The sequence below is a fragment of the Embleya sp. NPDC001921 genome (assembly GCF_053594475.1).
On record NZ_JBSFEO010000069.1, the window covers coordinates 1 to 20,126 of the forward strand.

Below are 20,126 nucleotides of genomic sequence, written 5' to 3' on the forward strand. Positions count from 1 at the left end.
ACCCGCGACTACGAGACCCTGCCCGCCAGTTCCGAAGCCATGATCCACATCGCCTCCATCGACAACCTCACCAAACGCATAACGGGCGAGACCACACCCACCTGGCGAGGAACCTACTAGGACATAAAGGTTATTTCATCTAGATCGAATGCCCTCTGAGGCGTGACAGTTTCCGGGCGGTGCGTCGCGTGGGTGGTCCCGGCGACAAGGGGGCCGACGTCCTGGCCGAGGACCGGTTGGGTCGCGTCGTCGTGATGCAGTGCAAACAGCTTGCGAGACCGGTTGTCGCCAAAGACGTCCATGCGTTCAACGGGACGGCCGGCCCCAGCACGGCGCCGACGTCGCGATCATGGTCGGGCTCAACGGCTTCACCGCCCCGGCGGCGGAATTCGCCGCGGACCATGGCATCCACCTTGTCGGCCGCGCCGAGTTGGGGGAGTGGGCGCACGGCACACACCTGTACGCCCTCATCGACGTGTATCGGTAGCCGCGGCTGGCGCCGCAGCGGTTCCGTGCGGGCGGGAGCGCGATGGTGCCACGATCACCGCCGGGGAGCAGTTCGTCTGGTCGGGTGGTGCCGCGACCGGCCGCCGGTGGTCGATTCCCGCACCGGCACCGGGCTCGGGCTGATCGGTCGGCTCACCGCGGTCGTTGTGCAGGCGTGAGCAAGACGGGACCGCTATTGCCGGAGAGGATGGTCGGGGGCTGCGGGTCGGCTGTCCGCACGAGGAACAGGGGCCCAGCCGGGTGCCATGCTCGCCTATCTGTACGCGATCGGCGTCGCCGCCGACCTCGGCGACCGGCCCGCGGACATCCGTGCCCGGGTCGAGGGCCGCGCACCGGAGCTGCGGGCCTGGTCCGCCGAGTACGTGTCGACGACCGGTGCAGACGGCAGGACCCGGAAGTGGCAGGACGGCACGGAGCTGGGTGAACTCGTCCTCGACCTGGCGGCGCTCGCCTGCTTCGACGCGGCTCCCGAGCTCCTGCGGCGCGCACTGCCCCACCTCGCGTCGGAACACACCCAACGCAGGACCTGCGCCGCCGCGGCGGTCGGGTCACTGGCGCGGCATCCGGCCGCCTCCGCGCAACGTCCGGAGTTGCTGGAGACGTTGACGGCCAGGGCCGCCGATTCCCCGTGCGACCTGGCGACGATCGTGATCGCCATCGGCCACCTCGACGGCGACACGCGCCCCTGGCTCACCGATCTGTACGAAGGCGTTCGGGCCTGCGCGGCGCTGGCGCCCGATCTCGCCGGCAACGACACGGCAGCGCGGGTGCTCGCGGAACTGGACCGGTCGCCTCACACGTTCAGTCGCGCCTTCGGCGACATGGCCCCGCCTGTGCAGTTCCAGTTCGAGCCGTATTAAGTCTGTGCCCGAGGCAACGCGCGACCTGACGCCCGGAGCCCGCACGGGGGTTGCCGGTCGCGCCCGGACGAACAGCCTGCTCGGTCTCGGCCGGGATCACCGTTCGGCGAGCCGACTTGGCTTCCGGCGGACGTTGTTGATGCTGCCGGGCGCGATCTCCACATCCGTGATACGCCGAAGAGGTCGACTCTTCGGCTGTCCGAAGAGGACGCCCATGATGGTGTCGACGGACACGTCTGTTCCGATGCGGGGTAGCAGCGTGACCGAGGTGTCGTGTCGGGGGAGGGTCGTGGTGATGACGACGTCCGTGCCCGTCTGTCGGAACGTCAGTCGGGCGCGGACGACGCGGTGGGCGCGGACGAGGCGGTGACCGTCGCGACCTCGCCCCCGCGGAGTTGCGACGTGGGACGGGTGTGACGAGTTCATGGGGCGAGCGGACCAGCTCCTCCGCCGAGCGCGAACTACCTACGTTCGATGTGGTTGCCTCGATGTGCTGTTGTCGGCGAGGAGCGCGCGCATGCGGCGTTCTGCCGACGACAGTGCCCCGGTGAGGTCGCGGTGCATAGGCTCGGGGATTGCTTTCGTGTCGAGTCCCGAGGTGTGGATCGTCTCCGTAAGGATTCGGTGTCGGTCGTGGGTCATTGTCCGGCGCAGGAGCGGGTGCGCGAGCATCTCCCGGGCTGCGTAGGCGTCTCTCGATGCGGTGGCGATCACGTGTGCGCGCAGATGGGGTAGTTGGGGGTGACGTTCGTGCGTGCCGGCGAGGAAGATCGCGGTGAGTGCGACGCGCGTTCGGAAGACTGTTGTGGAAGGGTCGCGTTGCTGCTCAAGCAGCGTGCGTACGGCGGCGAGCATCGTGGTGACATCCGCTGCGGTCTCGTCTGCGGCGGCTTGTCGGCACATTGCGCGTAGGAGGCTTGGGACCGCGTGTTCCCAGGGCTCGGCGACGGTGCTTCGTTCCACCATGTCGGTGGCCTGGTGGGGGTGTCCGGTGTGGGCCAGGGCAAGGATGGTGATCTGTCGGCCGTCGAGCAGTCGGGTGCCGACGCCGCGGTGGGTGGCGGCGTGTCGGGCTGCGTCGTGCCAGCGTCCGGCGGTGACGAGTGCGCGGATGCCGTCGGCGAGCAGGGCGGCCCATACGAGGGTGCGGATGGTGTGGTGGTCCTCCGGGGTGCGGGTGAGGGTGCGGAGGTTGACGGTGTGGCCGTCGACGACCGTTTCGGTGTGGTCTCGGGCGGCGCGGTGGAGCGTGTCGAGGAGGTGAAGAAGGACAGGTGGGTTTCGGGGGCGCCGACATCGTGGTCGAGGGTTCGCCCCCGCAGGCGTGGTCCTCGACGGCGCCGCGCAGGCGGCCCGGCAGTCTTGGTCCCAGGTCGCCTGTCGCGATCGCTGCGATCCCGGCCGCGAGCACGGCGAGCAGGGCCACGGCCGCGAAGCCGACCCACGCCGGAACATTTGTCCACGGTGGGCGACGGCCCCGGGTATCCGCCCGAAGTCGGCACATCCACAAGCGATCACGGCGTCCCGCATCCGTCCCCCTCACCCTGAGGACACCAAGCCTGTGGCCACCACGGCCCGCCCTGCGCCGACGAGTCCGAACCACTCCCCGATCGCGGCCGACCCGTGACATCGCTCCTTCAAGGTCGAACTCCCGCTGCAAGCACGGGAATCCGCCGCTCCGGGTGCGCCCCCAACCGGACCGCGGAACCGCCCGGCGCCACGGGGCCGCTCACGTCGGTTCCCGGGGCCCGGCCGCAGACTCCGCACCGGTTGCCGACGGCGCCCTCGGCCGAGCCCCGCGGCTCAGGCCGGCTCGACGATCAGGTAGGCGACGGTGGAGCGGTCCGCTGTGTTGGTGGAGGTGACGGTGAACGAGGTGCCGGCGGTACGGGCCGCCACGTGGACGGCGCCGGGCGTACCCGCGGGGGTGTTGATCGTCAGGAAGACGCGGGAGGCGGCGGTGATCGAGGTGGTTGCCACCACGGCGGTGCCTCCGGGGCCGAGTACGACCGTGCCCATCTTGGCGGCGTTGCCGCCCTCGGCGACCCGCAGGCCTCGGCCTGCGGTGGCGATGCGCAGGTCGGCCGTGCCGAGGGAGAGCGTGTTCGCGGCGCTGCGGGAGAGGGTGACGTCCCGGGCGGCGGCGCCGGAACCCCATTCGTGCAGGCCGTTCGCCTGGACGTTGAAGCGGCCGGCCGTTTCGCCGGTGACGGCGCTGGTGAGGAAGCGGTCCGAGTGTGTGCTCGCGCTGTAGCGGATCACCGGCGCGTTGTTGTTGGTCCTGGTGTTCGCGATGTCGACCGCGGTCCGGTCGGCCGCGTCGTAGGAGACGTGCATGGCCCAGTCGTTGGTGACGTCGCGGGTGGGTTCGTTGGTGGTGCCGACCGCGGTGCCGATGCCGTAGCCGCGCAACAGCACGGTATTGCCGCCGCCGTCGTGCAGGCCCTCGATCGCGGCGTGCAGGTAGCCGCCGTCGACGGAGACGAACGTGCTGGCGGTGAGGCTGACGCCGAAGTCGGGGGAGTTGACGCCGTGGCCGTCGTCGCCGACGCCCGGGTAGCAGGTGACGCCGGAGAGTACGACCGGCATGGTCGTGCCGTTGGTGGCCAGACCGGCGTAGCCGCCACCGCCGTTGCCGGGGTAGCCGTTGCGGCCGTCGCGGCGCAGCATCAGGCCGGTGATCAGTATCGGGCCGTTGCCGGTGGCGTCGATCAGGACGCCGTTGCGGCTGTTGCGGTCGGTGGTGCAGCCGGTCATGACCAGGCCTCCGGAGCCCTGCCACTTGGACCAACCGCCGGTCACGTGGAAGCCGTTGGCGGCGGACCACTCCGCGCGGCAGGAGGTCAGGTTGCTGTTGGGCATGCCGTCCAGGACGAAGCCGTCTCCTTGGACGCCGAGTGCCTGACAGTTGACGAGGGTGGTGTCGGTGCTGCCGACGAAGTGGAATCCGTTGCCGCGGGCGGCGTTGACGATGGTGTTGTGCACGCACCACGAGAACGGCTTGGGCGAACTGCCGTCCTGTCGGGTGTGGCCGATGCCGGTGATGCCGTTGCCGGTGAGGTTCTGGATCGAGACGGTGTCGATGATGACGTCGTGCACGCGGCCGGTGGCGCGGATGCCGTCGACGGGCGGGGCGCCGGCGGCGAGTTTGCCACCCTCCAGGCAGAGGTTGGTGATCCGCTGGCCGCCGTTGTCCAGGGGGTATCCGCCGACTTCCTTGTCCACCATGGTCAGGAGCGCGGCGCCGGCGAAACCGGCCGTGGCGGTGATCCCGGCGACCGGCGTGACGTAGGTGTTGCCGGTGACGCGGTTGCCGTGCGAGCCGAGCAGGGTGACGGCGGGAGGGATTACGAGCGGCCTGGACACCGCGAACCAACCGCGCGGGACGTAGACGACACCGCCCGGCCCGGCCGTGTCGAGCGCGGTCTGTATAGCCTCGGCGTCGTCGTGGACGCCGTTGCCGACCGCGCCGTAGGACTTGATGTCGTGCCAGTCGCCGCCGCCGCTGCCGGTGGCGGCCTCGGCCGCTCCGGGCGCCGCGAGCAGGCCGCCACCGGTCAGTCCGACGAACGCGCCGGTCAGCGCCGCACGCCGGGCAAGCCCGTGGCGTTGGATGTCCCCCATGAAAATCTACCCGCCTCTTCGACCATGATCGGATGGTGCCGGGACAGCCTAAGCGCGTGCCCTCGCGAACGCGCGGGTTCGATCGACACCGCCTCCGGCACGGGTACGGCACCGCCCGCGACGAACTTCCGCCGCCCCGGCCGCCGTCCCGGAGGAACTGCTGCGGACATAGGATGTCGAGGGCGCGCGGGGCGGCGGCGGAACACCGTCGAGAGGGCCGAATCGGCCGAACGCGCACGGGAATTCGTCGCGGACGCCATCGAGCGCAACGGCTTGCTCCCCGAGACCGTCCACGCCGCCGACCGCGGCACGTCGATGACGTCGAGAAGGGTTTCCCCACTGCTGATCGTCCTCGGGGTCGTCCAGGGCCAATCCCGGCGGAGGGTCTCCAACGACAACCCCAACATATTCGGGTGCTCGAGTCTGGGATGTCGCGTGCCGGTGGGCGCACGATGGATGCCGATCGGCACGTTTCGCGGGCCGGCTCCCGCAGTTACGCGTCCTGCTTGAACTGGATGATCTGGAGGTAGTTCCCGTCAGGGTCTTCGAACGTCCCGAAGCGGCCGGATGGGCGATCGGCGACGGGCGTGAGCCAGTCCACACCGGCCGCCCGCAGCTGGGTCTCGACGGCGTCGAAGTCGTCCACGTGGAAGTTGAGGATCATTCGGCCCGGCTGGTCGTTCTTCGGGTCGACGTCGTCGCGATGCTCGATGACCAGCAGGAAGCCGCCGAGATCGATGGGCCCTTGGCCCTCGTATCCCGGTGCGAGCGCCCTGCGGTACCAGTCACGCAGTTCCGCGGGCCGGGTGGTGCCAAGAAGGATGCTGCCGAGCTTCGGTGTCGTCATTTCGGATTTCCTTGCGTTGTGCGCGAGTGGTCGTAGCGCTTCGTTGTGCGCCGAACAGGCTGCCGGTACCGAGGACCGAGCCGGGTCCGAACGCGGAGGGTGTTGCCAAGTCGCCCGGTCGCCTGCCCGCGTGCTCATCCGGGCGCCGTCCGCGAAGGCTCGGCGGTGGACGCCAGGCGGGCGGGGTGCGGGAGATGTGGCGGGGCCGCCGGTCGGGTCCTCATGCGACGCCGGCCGGGCGGGTGGCCCAGGTGAGTGCTCGGCGCGCTTTGCGCCGGCGGCGTCCTGGTGGGCCGGAGCGTCCCGTCTCCCCTCGGATGGGGAGCCCCTCGCCCGTGATGATCAGGTTCCGCAGGCTGCCGCCCAGGTACCCGACCCACGCGCTGGAGCACACGTCGTAGCACTCGAGGCCCGGAATCAGGCCCGCGTGGGTGAAGCGGACCTCGGCGCCGCCGTCGTTTTCGAAGATCTCGAAGACGACCTCGGTGTCCTTCCATTCCGACTGGTCTTCGATGAAGTCGAATAAGTTGTCCACGATGAGCCACGTGACCTTCCGGGCGGGCACGAGTTCGGTGACGCGGACCGTGCAGTGATGGATGTCCTTGTAGCGGTGCTCGAACTCGCCGCCGACCCGGTCCGTGACGCCCTCGACCTCTTGTGACCACCAGCCGCGGACGTTGGTGATGGCCCCGAAGGCGGCCTGGGGCGTCCGGTTCATCCGAAAGGTGGTGGCCCGGGACCATGGCGGCGCGGGTCGCCAAGCTCGTCGAGGAGGTCGGCGGTTTCCTCGACGGGCACGTCGTTTCCGGACGTGAGCCGGGGAACCCCGGGCTCGCGTCGGCGGCCACCCGCGGTCCGGAGCTCTCGACAACCGTCGCCGCACGGTACGCGTCACAGGGGCTCGCGTCGTGCCAGGCGCTGGGTTCGGGTTCGCCGGGCCCGTCCGCGATGCCACGCCGGATCCACCCGCTCGCCCCGGCGCCAACCCCGGAGCGGCTTTGGAGCAAGTGACGGAGTCGTGGCCGCCGGGGTGGGCCCGAAGGCCGGGAGGCCCGCCACCAACGACCGCAACCGTAAACCTCGTTGGTCTCACTTCGTCTGCGCGGCCAGGACCTTGTCCACCTGGGACTTGACGATCGCGTCGGGCAGCCAGTCCGGGGTGCCGCCCTTCGCGACGCCGGCGAACTGAACGAGCAGGTCGCCGGACCGGACGACGTGGACGCGGACCGTCTCGAAGTCATCCGGCTTGCCCGGGCTCGACAGCTTCACGTCCAGGTAGATCGTGGCGTCGCCGAGCTTGGGCGCCTTGTCGGAGCGCGTCGTCGTGTAGACCACGGCGATCTTTCCGGACTTCGCGGTGACCTCGTGGCACGGCGAACCCTTCTCGGTCGCCTTGGTGACGTCGGCGATCAGCTTCTCCGCGACGCCGCTGTACTGCTCGATCGCCTGGTTGTACTTCGTTGCCGGCGCCGCGGTGTTGCCGAGGATGGCGTCGCCGGTCGCCACGGGCTTGGCGTCCGGGTCGCCGGAGAGAAGGTCGACGATGGCTTGGCACGCGGCCGGTTCCGCCTTGAGCTTGCCGGGAGCCGACGGCGAACCGACCTTGGTCGACCAGCCGTTGGGCAGGTCGGCCGGCGCGAGAAGGGCAGCCTTGAGCTGGTCGGCGGTCAGGACCTTGACCGGGGCGGACGCCCCACCCGTGGATCCCGAGGCGCCGCTTCCCGCGCCGCCCGACGAGGCCGCCCCGGAGCCACCTGCGGACTGGCTCTTGTGGTCCCTCTTGTCCTTCTTGCCGCCGAAGTCGAGGTCGCAGGAAGTCGCCAGGAACACCAGCGGCAAAACGGACATCGCAGCGGCGTAGCGCGCGCGAGCAGAACGCATCGAGTCGATCCTTGCTGTGACGAGTGAGGACGGGCGGCTCGGTCAGTGCGGGCCGAGCGCGTGGTTCCCGGCGTAATCCGGAAGCGCCGCGGTCGCGCCGGACCGGCGGAGTCGGGGTTGTTCGGCCGAGCGCCGAACTCCGGGCCCTGGCGGGGTCGGCGGAGCGCTCGCGGGAAGGCGGGTGACGTCGTCCCGCCGATCCGAGTACCGCCCCCAGTCTGGACACCCGGATTCCTGTGATCAACATCCAGTCGCAACACGGTCGTGTTGTCCCGCAACAACCTCCGGCGACAACCTCGTGCCGCGCCTCGTGCCGCACTTCGTGGCCGAACGAATACCTGGGCCACTTCCGGTGTTGAGGTTCGTGTATCGGGAGTCCAGGGGAATCCGGGGTGGGGTCAGTGATCGACATGCGTGAGGTCGAGGCGTTCCTGGCGGTGGCACGAGAACTGCACTTCGGCCGCGCGGGGGATCGTCTGCGGCTGTCCACCACGAGGGTCAGCCGTCTGGTGCGTGCGCTCGAAGAGCGCCTGGACGCTGTTCTGTTCGACCGCAGCAGTCGGGACGTACGGCTCACGGACGCGGGGCGCCGGCTCTTCGCGGAGTTGTGCCCCGCGCACGCGTGGATGGCGCGTGCCATCACCGGTGTGGGCGAGGACCCGCCCGCGAACGTGTCGCTGCTCCGTGTCGGTTTCGCGACGACGGTGTCGGAGGCGTTCTCGGCGCGTCAGGTGAAGGCGTTCGAGGCCGAATCCCCTCGATGGCGCGTCGCTCGCTACGCGTTCCCGAGCGCCGAGATGCTCGCCTGGCTGCACAAGACGTGGCCGGTGGACGTCTTCGTGACCTGGCTGCCCGGGGTCGAACCCAGGACACTCGGCATCCAGGGCGTCCGTTTCGGTTCGGTCATCGACCGCGCGCCGCGGGCGGTCGCCGTCGCCGACACGCACCCGCTCGCAGGTCGGGCAAGCGTCGACATCGAGGAGTTGCCGGACCACGAGATCCTGGCCTTTGTGGAGGTTCCCGAAGGCCTCTCGCGTGCCTGGACTCCCAGAACGACGCCCGGCGGCAGACCGATGTCGTTGCGCAGAGTCCTCGGCAGAACCGTGGAGGAAGCGATGTGGACGGTCGCGGGCGGGGACGTCGGGCATCTCACCTTCGTGGGTGTCGACGCGTTGTACCCCCGTCCGGGAGTGTCCGTCGTGCCGGTGACCGGTCTGCCGGACATGTCGCTGGTCGCAGCGTGGTCCGCCGACATCGACAAAGCGCGGGGCCAGGCCGCCGCCGAGTTCTCGGCTGCGGCCTGGCCGACGCGTACCGGCCCGGGAGCACCGGCCTGATCGGTGTCGGTGACGGACGGCCGTACGCCGCGTCGGGTCCGGCGCAGGGCCAGTCGTACCTTTCCGTCGGTGTGCCAGGTGCGCGTTGGTCGGCAGTTCCGAGGCGACCAGGACGACCGCCGCGACACGGTCCTCGTCCCAGCCCCAGCCGGCGAGCGTGCTCGGCCCGCGTTTCGTGCCCGCTGCGAGGCACCGGTCTGCCGTGGCACGCGCCACCGCACACAGGGTCCACGAGGGCGAAGCATGATCTACCTCTTCGGTGGACGGGAGGGTCGCGGGTGCCCTTCGGCGCGATATCGGTGCCGGATCCCGGGATTCCGACGGCCGAAAGCGTGCCACAGGGCGGACGGTGATCCTCGACTCCGGCTGTGGCCTGCCCGTTGTGCGCCCGCAGACCTGCCCCACCATCCGGATTCCAATCCCGACCGTCCGAGGGAATCGGCGGCTCGGCGTACCGCCGAGCGGCGGCAGCCCACACCGGCGCGGTGGACTCTGAAGTGATCTGCCGATCTGGACGGAGGCGGACGTCATGGCCACCACGAAGCACTGGACCGTGGACATCTACCTGAGCGAGAAGGCCGCCGACGATCCCGACGGTGGTGGAACGGCAATGACGCATGCGGAGGCGCGGCTGCGCACCGACGACACCACCGGACTGGGGGCCGTGGCGCCGCCCGCAAACACCCCGCCGACCGGATGTCCCGGAGATCGGCGACGAACTCGTCGCGGCACGGGCCCTGTCGGACCTCGCCCATCAACTGCTCCATGCGGCTGCCGAGGACATCGAGGCGGTCATCGGAACGTCCACGGCGGGGCAGCCGGCGGCGAGTTGGGTCGACCCCGCGCGGTGAACCGGATCTCCCGAGGGGCCCGCCGCGCCGCGCCCACGGCGGGGCGAAGTTCCACCGGCAGGTAGGCAGGTGTTCACGCTTCGCGTGAGCGCCGCACGCCTGATGACTTCTCGCTGTCCCGCTTCATCTCGGTCACATGAGGCGGCATCGACGCGGGGCCTTGGACGGGCGTTTGACGACGCTGCTGCCGAGTCTGCACGGCGGGCTGCATCCCGGTGACAGCGATGAAGGCGGCGTTGGGTGGAATCGCGCGTTCCAAGCGGTGCTGGACCCAGCGCCCGACGTCCGCGGTTTCGCCGGCGTAGGTGAGAACCGCACCGATCAGAGGCTTCAGTCTGCTGGTACTTCGGGCGATGACCTGGTCGAGCGACGCTCGATGGTGGACGGCGGTTCCCCGCACGGCGTGGTCGGCATTCGGAATCACCACCGACGCCTGGGAAGCTCCGTACGCCGCCATGGCGATGGGCAAGTCCCGGTCGACATCGGCGGATCCGGATTTCCCGACTTCGGCCTTCCAAGCGACCGACAGACTTCGCATCCCGCTCGGCGTGCAGCCGAATTTCACTGCCGCAAGAGCCAGATCCTGGATTGGATCACCCTCGCTCAAGCCCTGGAAGTCCAGCAGTTTGATGCCCGTCGGGCGAACACCCGCGGAGTCGAACTGCACAAGCACATTGCCGTAATGGAGGTCATTGTGCAGAATCCCCGGTCTGCGCCTCGTGAACGCCCTGGCGTCGTCACGCAGTTGACTGAACAAGGAGGTTGTCATCCCGAACTCGGCGAGCCGCGGATCGTTCGAGGGGTACCGTACCGTCCGGACATGGGCAGCCCGATCGAGTATCGAGACCACCGAGTCCACGCGTACCGCGCGCACGTGGAGCGTGCCGGGTCGCCGGGATCCGCGAGCAACGCTCCTCCATCGGCGTCACGGGCCACCGGCTCGAGTTTCGGGAGCGTGTCCCGCGCGGGGTCCGCGGTCGCCGTGGCCGGTGGATCGCCCGACGCGTACCCGGGCCGACACGATCGCCTTCCACGGCGCCTGGGGGGATTCCCGGGCGAAGTACATCACCGAGTGGCTCTCCTGACTCCCGGTGTTCGACACGATCACGAACGCCCGGGGGTAGCCGCGGCCGCGAGGGATCCAGAAGGTGGGGTCGTTGTGGGTGGAGGGCTTGTAAGGCTCGCGGTCCGGACGCAACCCGCGGACGCGGTACGACGCGAGCGAGGTCTCCAAGCGCCGTCCTTGGCGAGCAGGCCCGGGATCGCCCGCCTCAGATCCGTCACATCGCGACCGGTACCCGCGACCCACTCCGAGTGCGCGCGCATCGCGTCCGCGATCCGCCGCTCGAGGGTTCCCTCGGACGCTCCCGCGAAATGGCCGAAGGACCGCGCCAGACCGGCGAGCGAGATCGCGAACAGCGGCGCCCCGCACCCGTCCACGCCGACCGCCGCGACCGGCTCGCCGGCGACGTCCTCGACCGCCCGGCGCACGGCCCGCTGCAGCGCATGCTCCGGCGCCAGGTAGTCCTCGGTCGACCAGCCGTTGCGCACGCAGGTGAGCAGCATCGCGGCGTGCTTGCCCGAGCAGTTCATCGCGATCCGCTCCGGGCCCCTGCCCGCCGCCGGCCACGCGTCGCGCTGCGCCGCGCCCAGGGGCAGGTCCGCCACGCACCGCAACGCGCTCGCCGTCAACCCCGCACGGGCCAGGATCCTCCGGGCACCCTCCAGGTGGAACGCCTCGCCGGAGTGGCTCGCGCAGGCGAGGGCGAGGAGTTCTCCGTCCAGGTCCAGTCCCGCCCGCAGCATCGCGAGCGCCTGGAACGGCTTGTTGACCGAACGCGGGAACATCGGCGCGTCCACGGCGCCGTGTCCCTCGACCACCGAGCCGTCGGCACCGGTCAGTACGGCCGTGCCGTGATGGATCGATTCCAGGAAGCCGTTCCGCCACACGCCGACCAGCGGTCTGTGGGCGAACGCGGCCTCGTCGCCGGAGCGGTCGGCCCGAGTCACGGGTCCTCCGTAGGTTGGTCGGGCCCGGGAGGGCCGGATGCGGTTGACGGGTTGTGCTGCGTGGCTTTCAAGGAATGGCGGTTTGTGCGGGTCCTTGTACGGTGGCCGGTCGCGGAGGCGACTGCGGTGTGCCTCGGGCCGACCGCACGATGTCGCGTTCGAGGAGGGGCGCGTCGGTGCCCCCGGCGCGCCCGGGTGTGGGGCGGCCGTCTTCTTCGTTCCGTTCGGGAGCGAATGCCGGGCGGCCGGTGCCGTGGGCGGCCCGGCCCGGGCTCCATCGGGGTAGAGCCCGGACCGGGCCGGTCCTGGGGTTCCGGGGGCCTACCGACGCACCAACTCGGCGTCGCCGGTCGCCGATCCCGGCTTCGGCGGTTCTAGCTCATGGAGCACGAGGTCAGCCAGGGGCCCTTGGTGCAGGTGACGGTGCGGCTCTCCGAGTTCGTCGCGCCCTTGTTGTCGGTGACGGTCAGGGTCGCGGTGTACGTGGCGGTCTTGGCCGGGTAGGTGTGGGAGGGCTTCTCCCCGGTCACCACGGGCGTGCCGTCGCCGAAGTTCCAGGCGTACGCGGTGATGTAGCCGTCCGGGTCGAAGGAGTCGCTTCCGTCGGCGTGGCAGCTCCCGCCGACGGTGCAAAAGCCCTGGAAGTCGGCGTCGGGCTTGTCGTTCCGGGCGGGGTCGGTCACCGAAACGGTGGCATGGTTGGAACCGGTGCGGCCGGAGCCGTCGGTGACGGTCAGCGTCACCGTGTACTGGCCGTGGGCGCGGTAGGTGTGGCTCGGGGTGCGGCCGGTGCCGGTGCTGTTGTCACCGAAGTCCCAGGCGTAGGTGAGCGAGGCGCCCTGGGACGCGGACGCGTCGAAGGTGCAGGTCTTGGTCGCTCCGTCGCAGGAGGAGGCGAAGCCGGCGCGGGGAGTGCCGTTCGCGCCCCCGGTGAAGATCGCCGCATCGTGCAGGTCGAGCAGGCGTTCCTTCGCGCCGTCGCCGGAGGTGTCGGTCCAGTCCAGGTTGCCGGCGTCGACCAGGGTGTCGCGCAGGGCGAGCACGTCGGTTCGGTTGCGCGGTTTGTTCCCGGCCAGGGCGAGCCAGGCCGCGGCGCCCGCGACGTGCGGGGCGGCCTGGGAGGTGCCGCTGTAGTTCGAGTACGCGCCGTTCTTGTAGGCGGAGCGGATGCAGTCCCCGGGCGCCGCGATGTCGACCCCGCGACCGAAGTTGCTGTAGTTCGACAGGGTGTCGTCCTTGTTGGTGTTCTTGGAGTTGCACCAGGCGAAGTTGCCCAGGCTGCCGGTCCTGCCGTCCGCGTCGGACAGCGAGGAGACGGTGACGGCGTCGGGGATGTTGGCCGGGGACTGCGCGGCGACGTCGCGGTGGTCGTTGCCGGCCGACACCACGACGACCACGCCCTTGGCGATGGCCCGGTTGACGGCCTCGCGCACGGCGGGCTGTTCACCGTCGAATCCCAGGCTGAGGTTGGCCACCTCGATCTCGTCGGCGTGGGCGGTCACGTAGTCGATGCCGGCGACGATCTCGGAGGTGCTGCCGCTGCCCTCCTTGTCCAGGACCTTCACCGACCACAGTCGGGCGCCGGGAGCCACTCCCACGTAGCCGATGCCGTTGTCCAGGCCGCCGACGATGCCTCCGACGTTGCTGCCGTGGCCGTTGTCGTCGTACCCCGAATTCTCCTTGCACCCCGAGCCGCCCATGCAGTTGATCCGGCGGGCGACGTTCAGATCGGGGTGGTTCTGGTCGGTCCCGGTGTCCAGGATCGCCACGTCCACGTCCGCGCGCTGGTCCACACCGTCCCCGACCTTCAGGACGGCATTGCCCGGGGCGAACACGCGCCGGACGCCGTTGGGGACCTCCTGACCGTCCATGCGGGCCCGGCCCTCGGGCTGGACGTAGGCGACGTCCGGGTTGGCGCGCAATGCGGAGACGGCGCCCGGAGTCAGTTCGGCCGAGAAGCCCCGAAGGGCCGAGCGGAAGACGACACCGGGTGCGGAGCCTCGATCCAGTCGGCCGGCCACCACCGACGGGTCCACCGGGGAATCGCCCTTGAGAACCACGACGTACCCTGCGGTGGGCTCGGTGCCGGTGGCCTGCTGAGCGGCGGCCGGTATGCCGGCGCCGAGTCCTGCGACCACAAGCGCCGTGCCGGCGACCATGGCGGTTCGTCTCATCGTTCCTCCCGGAAGTGGATGTCAACGCCGGGAAATCTAGAGGCACTTGGCGGAATGTGAACCGCCGGTTTACCGTCGCTGTCGGCAATCCGACACCCCTGTGAACGGAAGGAACCGGATCGTGCTCGAACCCTTCGGAATATCCGCTGCCGACGAGGAGCTGTACCGCGAGCTCCTCGGCCGTCCCGACCTCACGCTCGCCGAACTCGCCGAGGCCCTCGCCACGCCGCCCCAACGACTGCGCCGCCAGTTGAAGATCCTCGAAGACGCCGGCCTGGTCTCCCGCGCCCCCGGCAGACCGATCCGCTTTCGGCCCGCCCCGCCGGGACTGGCCGTCGACGTCCTCGCCGCCCGCCAACACGAACGCCTGGAACACTCCCGCCTGGACGCCGTCAACCTCAACGAACTGTGGGAAACCGGCCGAGGCCGCGAACCCGCCGTACAAATCGTCCGCGGCAACCAGGACAACGTGGCGCGGTTCCTGCACACCCAGCGCACGGCACGCCGGGAAATCCTCACCTTCGACAAACCCCCCTACGTCGCACAGGGCGTCACCCGCCAGACCGAACTCCAACTCGAACGACTCGCCGCCGGAGTTCGCTACCGCACCCTCTACGACAGCGAATCACTGACCGACCCCGCACAGGTCGAAGCAATCCGGGCACTGGCGCATGCCGGCGAACAGGCCCGCACCACGAACGACCTGCCGATGAAGGCCCTCATCGCGGACGGCACCAGCGGCCTGGTCCCCATCGCGCTCTCCGGGGAACGCCACACCGTCGTCCTGGGGCCCTCCCCCCTGCTGGACGGCCTCATCACCCTTTTCGAGCTCTTGTGGCAGACCGCCACACCCCTGTGGTCCGCGGGCCCGACGACACCACAGAGCGCACTGAGCGCCTTCGACACCCTCCTGCTCGGCTACGCCGCCGCCGGCTGTACGGACGAGGTGACAGCCCGCCGGACCGGCCTGAACAAACGCACCATCGAACGCCACATGCGCCGCGTCATGGACACCCTCGGCGCCCGCACACGCTTCCAGGCCGGCCTCCAAGCCGGCCTCAAGGGCTACCTCGGCTGAACCCGGCAGCCGGCAGCCACACACTTTCCGGAGTGACCGGCGACGTACTACGGCGGTCAGGCCACGGAGTTCCAGGTCTGATCGTGTGGCCGCCCTGCTCGACGCTCCTGGTGGGCCGTCGGCAAAGGAAGCTGCACAGGCGTCGGCCGGAGGGCTTCGTGCCGCGACGCTCTGCCGGTCCCGACGTTGAGAGAACAGGAAGCCACCGGTGGCGAGGTGCGGTGGAATTCCACTTCTCCCAGCGGCGGTCGGCAAGGCCGCCAACCGTCGACCTCTCCAGGCGGACTATCCATGAGGGAACCGATCACACGACCTTCCAACAGCTACATGCGAGACACCTGCGGAAGTATCGGTGACGTCGACGTGCGTCACGTCGGTGCTCCCGCCGATCCCTCTGGTTTCGGACACGGACGGAATCGGTGTTCAGGCGGGGATCGGTACGAGTGGCCGGGTGGTGTCGGCGAGTGTGATGCCGCCGCAGAGCGCGGATCCGGCGAGCGGCGACCCGCGGGTACGTGTGCGTGCATCTCCATCCCGATCGGATATCGAGGAATTCGAGTCGGAAGAGGTGTGTGGTCGGGGATCGTGCGTGCCGACGGGTGACCACGACCGATGACCGGCGACGCCGACAGGCCCGGCTCGGGCCGTGGCGAAGGATGCTCGACCGTATGAGCGCCTCTTGAGGAACTTGATGCGCGTGACTTGCCCTTCGACCATTCCCGAACTCCACTGCGAGATGAGGCCGTTGATGACGGCGTCCCGATCGGACTGGAGCGAGACGGCGAAGTCTTGTGGTGGCTTCGGGCCGTCCGCGAGTGCGCGTGCCATCCAGGCGGTCGGGTCCTTGCCGCGTCGTTCCCGAGTGATGGCGGCGAAGTCACCGGCGGGGGCGTGGGCCGACGCCAGGTCCGGGCACGCGGTCAGGACGCGATCGAGCTGCGTGCGTTCTCCGCTGGTCAGGCCTTCGGGACGCCGCATGATCCAGGCCGCGATCCGCCGCGGGGTCGGGATCGCCCGGCGTTCCTCCCGAACGGCGGTGCCGGACCGCATCGTCGCCACGTACTCGGTCACGACCACGCGGCTGCCGCGGTAGCCGTGCTCGCGGATCTCACGGAACAGGGCCGAGGCGTTCGTCGCACCCGTGCGGAAGCGGTGCTGGAGGTAGGGCCGGAAACGATCGAGCTCCCCGGGACGGCGATCGCGTGCGGAGGCGAGCAGTTCGTCCAGGTCCGTGTTCGCGAAACGGCGCACCGTCTTGCGGTCCGGACCGGGAACGCGGGCGATCGCGCTCAGCGTGTAGCGGCGTTCACGCGGCTCGTGCATGTCGGCGTGCCGTTGACGCGTGCGGGCCAGGAGCTGGTTGCCGGGCGGATCCGCCGGCGACGCGGCACCGATCAGGGCGGTGGTGGCCTTCGCGGCGTCGGCCGCGTCGTCGCGCCGTTCGGGGAGCGTGTACTCGGGGTTCTTGCGCAGGCAGGCCCGGTGGCCGTGGGCGGTTCGCTCCACGGCGAGGGTGAGGCTGTGGAGCAGATGCCACCCGTCCGCCACATGTCGGGCGTCGGGTGCTCCGCGTGCGGCGCCCTCCGCGAGGAGCCGGCAGCGATCGCGGCAGACGATCTCGACGCCGGGGTGATCGGCGAGCCAGGCCGCGAACGTGTCGGCGCAACGGTCGGGCAGCAGGTCGACCGGGCGGCGCGTCTCCATGTCCACCAGGACCGTGCCGTAGGTGCGACCCTTGCGGAACGCGAACTCGTCCACCCCCGGGACGCGAACACTCGACGCCGGAGGGTCGGGCAGTTCCCGCACCCGACGGATGATCGCGTCGCGCTCGACCCCCAGACCCGGCCGCGCGGCGAATCGGGCGCCCGCGCGACCGCCCACGGCGACGCCGATCGCTCGCACGAGCGTGTTCGCGGCCTCCGTGGACCGGCCGTGACGCCTCGTCAAGGATGCGACCGGTTCGACGAACGTCCTTTTACCGCAAGTGATTTCGTCACATACGAAGCGGCGCACGCGTAAGAGGACGGACACACGCCGGCCGCCGAGCGGCCGATCCGCGAGCCGTCGCGTGTAGACGTCGTGCACCTTGCCGCCCTCACACCCGCACCCACACCCACACCCGGGGCAACGCGCCGTCGGGCGCCCACGGTGCGCGTCGACCCGTACCGCGTCACCGACGACCCGGACCCCGTCCACCACCAGGTCCTGGACCTCCGGCCACACCAACCCCCGGAACCCTCCGACGTCCTCCATGCAAACGACGCTGAACGCCCAACCTCACCCGGATCACCGGTTGTTCGGAAGTGACCGTTCCGAAATACGCGTCACGGCCCGGTCGGCCCACCAGGGACGGGGCACCTTCGTGTCCGTTGCGGACAGCTTCGGGAGTCCTGGGCCCACTCAGCGGGCCGTCGGAGCCGGCAGCGCGACCGCCTCGCGCAGTTCGTCGGCGGCCTGGGTGATGAGCTGGGAGAGGGTTGCGTTCGGGTCGGTCAGCCAGCGGGACGTGGCGCGCCGGTGGATCGCCAGCACCACGTCGATGACGAAGCGTGCCTTGCCGGGCTCGACGCCGCGGCGCTCGAGCGCCCGCGCCAGCGCGTCGGCGATGTCGGCGAGCTTGATCAGATCGCGCTCGGCCAGTGCCGGGTTGGCGGCGATCACTCTGACGCGGCGCAGCAGGAACTCGCGCGGGCGAAAGATCTCCTCGGTGGTTCTCAGCGCGGTCAGCAGCGCCTCGATCGGTGTGAGGTTCGGGTCGGTCGCCTCGAGTTGGGCGACGAGGTGGGCCTCGAGTTCGTTGCCGGCGAAGAGGACTTCCCGCTTGTCGGGGAAGTATCGGTAGAAGGAGCGCTCCTTGAGACCGGCGGCGCCCGCGATCTGCGCGACCGAGGTGCGCTCGAAGCCCTGCGTCTCGAACAGCTCGAGCGCCGCGCGCTCGAGCCGGCCCTGTGCGTCGGATTCCCATCTCGGCATACCCACCAGAGTACGACAACAGAAGCTGTCATCACCTGGTACGGTCGATGACAACAGATGCTGTCATCACGTAGGAGATCGTCATGAAGGCTCTTCAATTCGACCGGTTCGGTTCCCCGGACGTGATCGTGCTCCGCGACGTCCCACAGCCGGAGCCGGGTCCCGGCCAGATCCGGATCGCCGTGCGGGCGTGCGGCCTGACACCGGCCGACTGGCACGTCGTCGACGGTCTCCTCGCCGACCGTCTGCCGCCGCTGCCGCGCGGGCTCGGCCTGGAGGTCGCGGGCACCGTCGACGCGCTCGGCGAGGGCGTCACCGGCGTCCGGATCGGCGACCGCGTGTTCGGCCCGGCCACCTTCCACGGCCCGACGGCCGGCGCCGCCGAGTACGCGCTGATGCCGGCCTGGGCACGCATCCCCGAAGGCGTCACCGCCGAGCAGGCCGCCGCGCTGCCGATGGCGGCCGAGACGGCGTGGCGCGCGCTCGACGACCTCGGCGTCCGGCCGGGTCAGTTGCTGCTCGTCCACGGCGCGGGTACTACCGTGGGTGAGGCGGCGGTCCGCCTCGCCCTGCACCGGGGAATTCGGGTGATCGCCACCGCCGGGCCGACTCGGGCCGCAGCGCTGGAAGAGATCGGCGCCCGGGTAACCGCTTACGGCGAGGGCATGGCCGAACGCGTCGGCGCACTGGCCGCAGGCCCCGTCGACCGAGCCCTGGACGCGACGCCGACCGGGGGCCGGATCGACCGCGCCGACGAGCCCAGCCCGGCCGGCGGCTCGCTACCGACCCTGATCGAGCTGACCGGGGACCCCGACCGTGTCCTCACCGTCTCGGACTTCGCCGCCGCGGCCGAACTGGGCGTCCGGATCACCACCGAGATCCGCTACGACCGGATGGACGAGTTCGCCCGGCTCGCCGGCGAAGGCATCCTGGTCGTACCGGTCGCCCGCACCTACACGCTCGACCGGATCCAGGAAGCGGCCGAGCTCAGCCGGTCCCGCCGACCCGGCGGCAAGCTCATGCTCGTCCTGTGATCGCCCTGCCGGCCTGGTGAAGCGAGACTGCTCGACGAGGGGCGGGGCCAGGCCTTCCTCCTCGTCCGGGGCGCCCCTTTCCGTCTTGGAGCGGAGCGCGAATTGCTAGAGCGGCTTGCCCACCAGCGGCCCAGAGGCCTCACAGCAGTGATCAATCGCTGAGTAGGTCCGGAGCGCGGTGCCGATTGCTCCCGGTCCGTTTCTCCGAACCTCTCGCCGAACCCGCCGTGCGCCTCTCAGCGCAACGGGCTCTCCACGGTTTCTGCCGTCAGACGGGGTTCGCAGGCTGCCACGGGTTGGGGATCGTGCCGGCCCGGTATCGGTAACGGCTGGCCGTGACCGATGCGATCCGGAACAGTTCGATCCCGTCCGCTGCGATCGGTAGCCACCGCCCGGTGGGCGTGGTGAACCGGCGGCGGACGTCCCCCCAACTCCAGTGGTGGCGTTCCCGCAGCATGCGGATCAGACGCCACCACACGAAGGCGTCAAGCTTCGTGAAGACATGCTTGGCGACAGCGTGCTTGAAGTAGTTGGCCCAACCGCGCATGATCTGAGTGAGTCTGATCAGCACGGCGGCAAGATCCTGTTGCGACGTCCTGCCTGTTCAGAGCACGGACCTTCGCCTTCAAAGACCGGATGGGCCGGTTCCGCGACGAAGGTGTAGACGTGCCACTTGTCCGTGCCTCCTTTGCGTTTCCACCGGATGCGAAAACCCAGGAAGTCGAACCCTTCGCCCATGTGCACGACCCGGGTCTTCGCCTGTGACAGACGCAGTCCCAGGGGTTCGAGCACATCGGCGACCTCTTCGCGCAGCGCCGCGGTGTCGGCCTCGGTGCCGTGCACCAGGACGACGAAGTCGTCCGCGTAGCGGACGACCCGCCACGTCGGCCGACCCTTGCGGCGCCGGTAGGGCGCGTTTGCCTTCGGTGGACATCGTCCCGCCCGGCTCC

General features: G+C 70.1%; 18 protein-coding genes and 2 pseudogenes. 8 read left to right on the top strand and 12 right to left on the bottom strand.

The features are described from left to right. From ACWCPW_RS46690 to ACWCPW_RS46705, 4 genes and pseudogenes are all read left to right on the top strand, one after another. Nucleotides 1-120, top strand: a pseudogene (locus tag ACWCPW_RS46690) (IS5/IS1182 family transposase); the annotation flags it as partial. 35 nt (nucleotides 121-155) lie between these two features. Continuing rightward, a pseudogene (locus ACWCPW_RS46695) lies at nucleotides 156-308 on the top strand (restriction endonuclease); the annotation flags it as partial. 41 nt (nucleotides 309-349) lie between these two features. Then, nucleotides 350-487, top strand: a complete 138-nt coding sequence (locus tag ACWCPW_RS46700; RefSeq protein ID WP_449767725.1) for a hypothetical protein — start codon at nucleotides 350-352, stop codon at nucleotides 485-487. A gap of 265 nt (nucleotides 488-752) precedes the next feature. Next, nucleotides 753-1,367, top strand: a complete 615-nt coding sequence (locus ACWCPW_RS46705) for a hypothetical protein (RefSeq protein WP_449767726.1) — start codon at nucleotides 753-755, stop codon at nucleotides 1,365-1,367. Between the two features lie 465 nt (nucleotides 1,368-1,832). On the opposite strand, the gene ACWCPW_RS46710 is transcribed toward ACWCPW_RS46705, so the two are convergent. From ACWCPW_RS46710 to ACWCPW_RS46730, 5 genes are all read right to left on the bottom strand, one after another. Next, nucleotides 1,833-2,333 carry a hypothetical protein gene (locus ACWCPW_RS46710; RefSeq protein WP_449767727.1) on the bottom strand — a complete coding sequence of 167 codons (501 nt, stop codon included), beginning with the start codon at nucleotides 2,331-2,333 and terminating at the stop codon, nucleotides 1,833-1,835. Between the two features lie 837 nt (nucleotides 2,334-3,170). After that, a complete protein-coding gene (locus ACWCPW_RS46715) occupies nucleotides 3,171-4,991 on the bottom strand; it encodes a glycosyl hydrolase family 28-related protein (protein WP_449767728.1) in 1,821 nt (606 codons plus the stop codon). Nucleotides 4,992-5,484: 493 nt separating this feature from the next. Next, the gene (locus ACWCPW_RS46720) at nucleotides 5,485-5,838 is read right to left on the bottom strand and encodes a VOC family protein (RefSeq protein ID WP_449767729.1); all 354 of its coding nucleotides are present in this window, start codon (nucleotides 5,836-5,838) and stop codon (nucleotides 5,485-5,487) included. Between the two features lie 220 nt (nucleotides 5,839-6,058). Next, nucleotides 6,059-6,556: an SRPBCC family protein gene (locus tag ACWCPW_RS46725; RefSeq protein ID WP_449767730.1), complete on the bottom strand. Its 498-nt coding sequence runs from the start codon at nucleotides 6,554-6,556 to the stop codon at nucleotides 6,059-6,061. A 371-nt stretch (nucleotides 6,557-6,927) separates the two neighbouring features. After that, a complete protein-coding gene (locus ACWCPW_RS46730; RefSeq protein ID WP_449767731.1) occupies nucleotides 6,928-7,719 on the bottom strand; it encodes a hypothetical protein in 792 nt (263 codons plus the stop codon). A 410-nt stretch (nucleotides 7,720-8,129) separates the two neighbouring features. Between ACWCPW_RS46730 and ACWCPW_RS46735 the strand changes: the two genes are divergently transcribed. Next, nucleotides 8,130-9,056, top strand: a complete 927-nt coding sequence (locus tag ACWCPW_RS46735; RefSeq protein WP_449767760.1) for a LysR family transcriptional regulator — start codon at nucleotides 8,130-8,132, stop codon at nucleotides 9,054-9,056. Between the two features lie 617 nt (nucleotides 9,057-9,673). Then, nucleotides 9,674-9,907, top strand: coding sequence for a dsRBD fold-containing protein (locus ACWCPW_RS46740; protein ID WP_449767732.1), 234 nt, complete (start codon nucleotides 9,674-9,676; stop codon nucleotides 9,905-9,907). 73 nt (nucleotides 9,908-9,980) lie between these two features. Here the strand turns inward: ACWCPW_RS46740 and ACWCPW_RS46745 are convergent, their stop codons facing one another. The 3 genes from ACWCPW_RS46745 to ACWCPW_RS46755 all read right to left on the bottom strand — a co-directional run bounded on the left by ACWCPW_RS46745 (nucleotide 9,981) and on the right by ACWCPW_RS46755 (nucleotide 14,091). Next, entirely contained in the window at nucleotides 9,981-10,664 is a 684-nt protein-coding gene (locus ACWCPW_RS46745) for a phosphotransferase (RefSeq protein WP_449767733.1), read from the bottom strand. A 347-nt stretch (nucleotides 10,665-11,011) separates the two neighbouring features. After that, entirely contained in the window at nucleotides 11,012-11,917 is a 906-nt protein-coding gene (locus ACWCPW_RS46750; protein WP_449767734.1) for an asparaginase, read from the bottom strand. Nucleotides 11,918-12,291: 374 nt separating this feature from the next. Continuing rightward, nucleotides 12,292-14,091 (bottom strand): S8 family serine peptidase, encoded by a 1,800-nt coding sequence (locus tag ACWCPW_RS46755; protein WP_449767735.1) that lies wholly within the window; start codon nucleotides 14,089-14,091, stop codon nucleotides 12,292-12,294. A 121-nt stretch (nucleotides 14,092-14,212) separates the two neighbouring features. On the opposite strand from ACWCPW_RS46755, the gene ACWCPW_RS46760 reads away from it, so the two are divergent. Further along, a complete protein-coding gene (locus tag ACWCPW_RS46760) occupies nucleotides 14,213-15,169 on the top strand; it encodes a helix-turn-helix domain-containing protein (protein WP_449767736.1) in 957 nt (318 codons plus the stop codon). A 423-nt stretch (nucleotides 15,170-15,592) separates the two neighbouring features. On the opposite strand, the gene ACWCPW_RS46765 is transcribed toward ACWCPW_RS46760, so the two are convergent. Both ACWCPW_RS46765 and ACWCPW_RS46770 read right to left on the bottom strand, forming a co-directional pair. Then, the gene (locus tag ACWCPW_RS46765; RefSeq protein ID WP_449767737.1) at nucleotides 15,593-17,422 is read right to left on the bottom strand and encodes an ISL3 family transposase; all 1,830 of its coding nucleotides are present in this window, start codon (nucleotides 17,420-17,422) and stop codon (nucleotides 15,593-15,595) included. A 147-nt stretch (nucleotides 17,423-17,569) separates the two neighbouring features. Beyond that, complete coding sequence (locus ACWCPW_RS46770; protein ID WP_449767738.1) at nucleotides 17,570-18,142, bottom strand: TetR/AcrR family transcriptional regulator; 573 nt, start codon at nucleotides 18,140-18,142, stop codon at nucleotides 17,570-17,572. Nucleotides 18,143-18,225: 83 nt separating this feature from the next. Between ACWCPW_RS46770 and ACWCPW_RS46775 the strand changes: the two genes are divergently transcribed. Beyond that, nucleotides 18,226-19,176 (top strand): NADP-dependent oxidoreductase, encoded by a 951-nt coding sequence (locus ACWCPW_RS46775; RefSeq protein ID WP_449767739.1) that lies wholly within the window; start codon nucleotides 18,226-18,228, stop codon nucleotides 19,174-19,176. A gap of 268 nt (nucleotides 19,177-19,444) precedes the next feature. On the opposite strand, the gene ACWCPW_RS46780 is transcribed toward ACWCPW_RS46775, so the two are convergent. Both ACWCPW_RS46780 and ACWCPW_RS46785 read right to left on the bottom strand, forming a co-directional pair. Continuing rightward, nucleotides 19,445-19,747: a group II intron maturase-specific domain-containing protein gene (locus ACWCPW_RS46780; protein WP_449767740.1), complete on the bottom strand. Its 303-nt coding sequence runs from the start codon at nucleotides 19,745-19,747 to the stop codon at nucleotides 19,445-19,447. Then, a complete protein-coding gene (locus ACWCPW_RS46785) occupies nucleotides 19,741-20,019 on the bottom strand; it encodes a hypothetical protein (protein WP_449767741.1) in 279 nt (92 codons plus the stop codon). The genes ACWCPW_RS46780 and ACWCPW_RS46785 overlap by 7 nt, the downstream gene beginning before the upstream one ends. Nucleotides 20,020-20,126 lie beyond the last annotated feature (107 nt).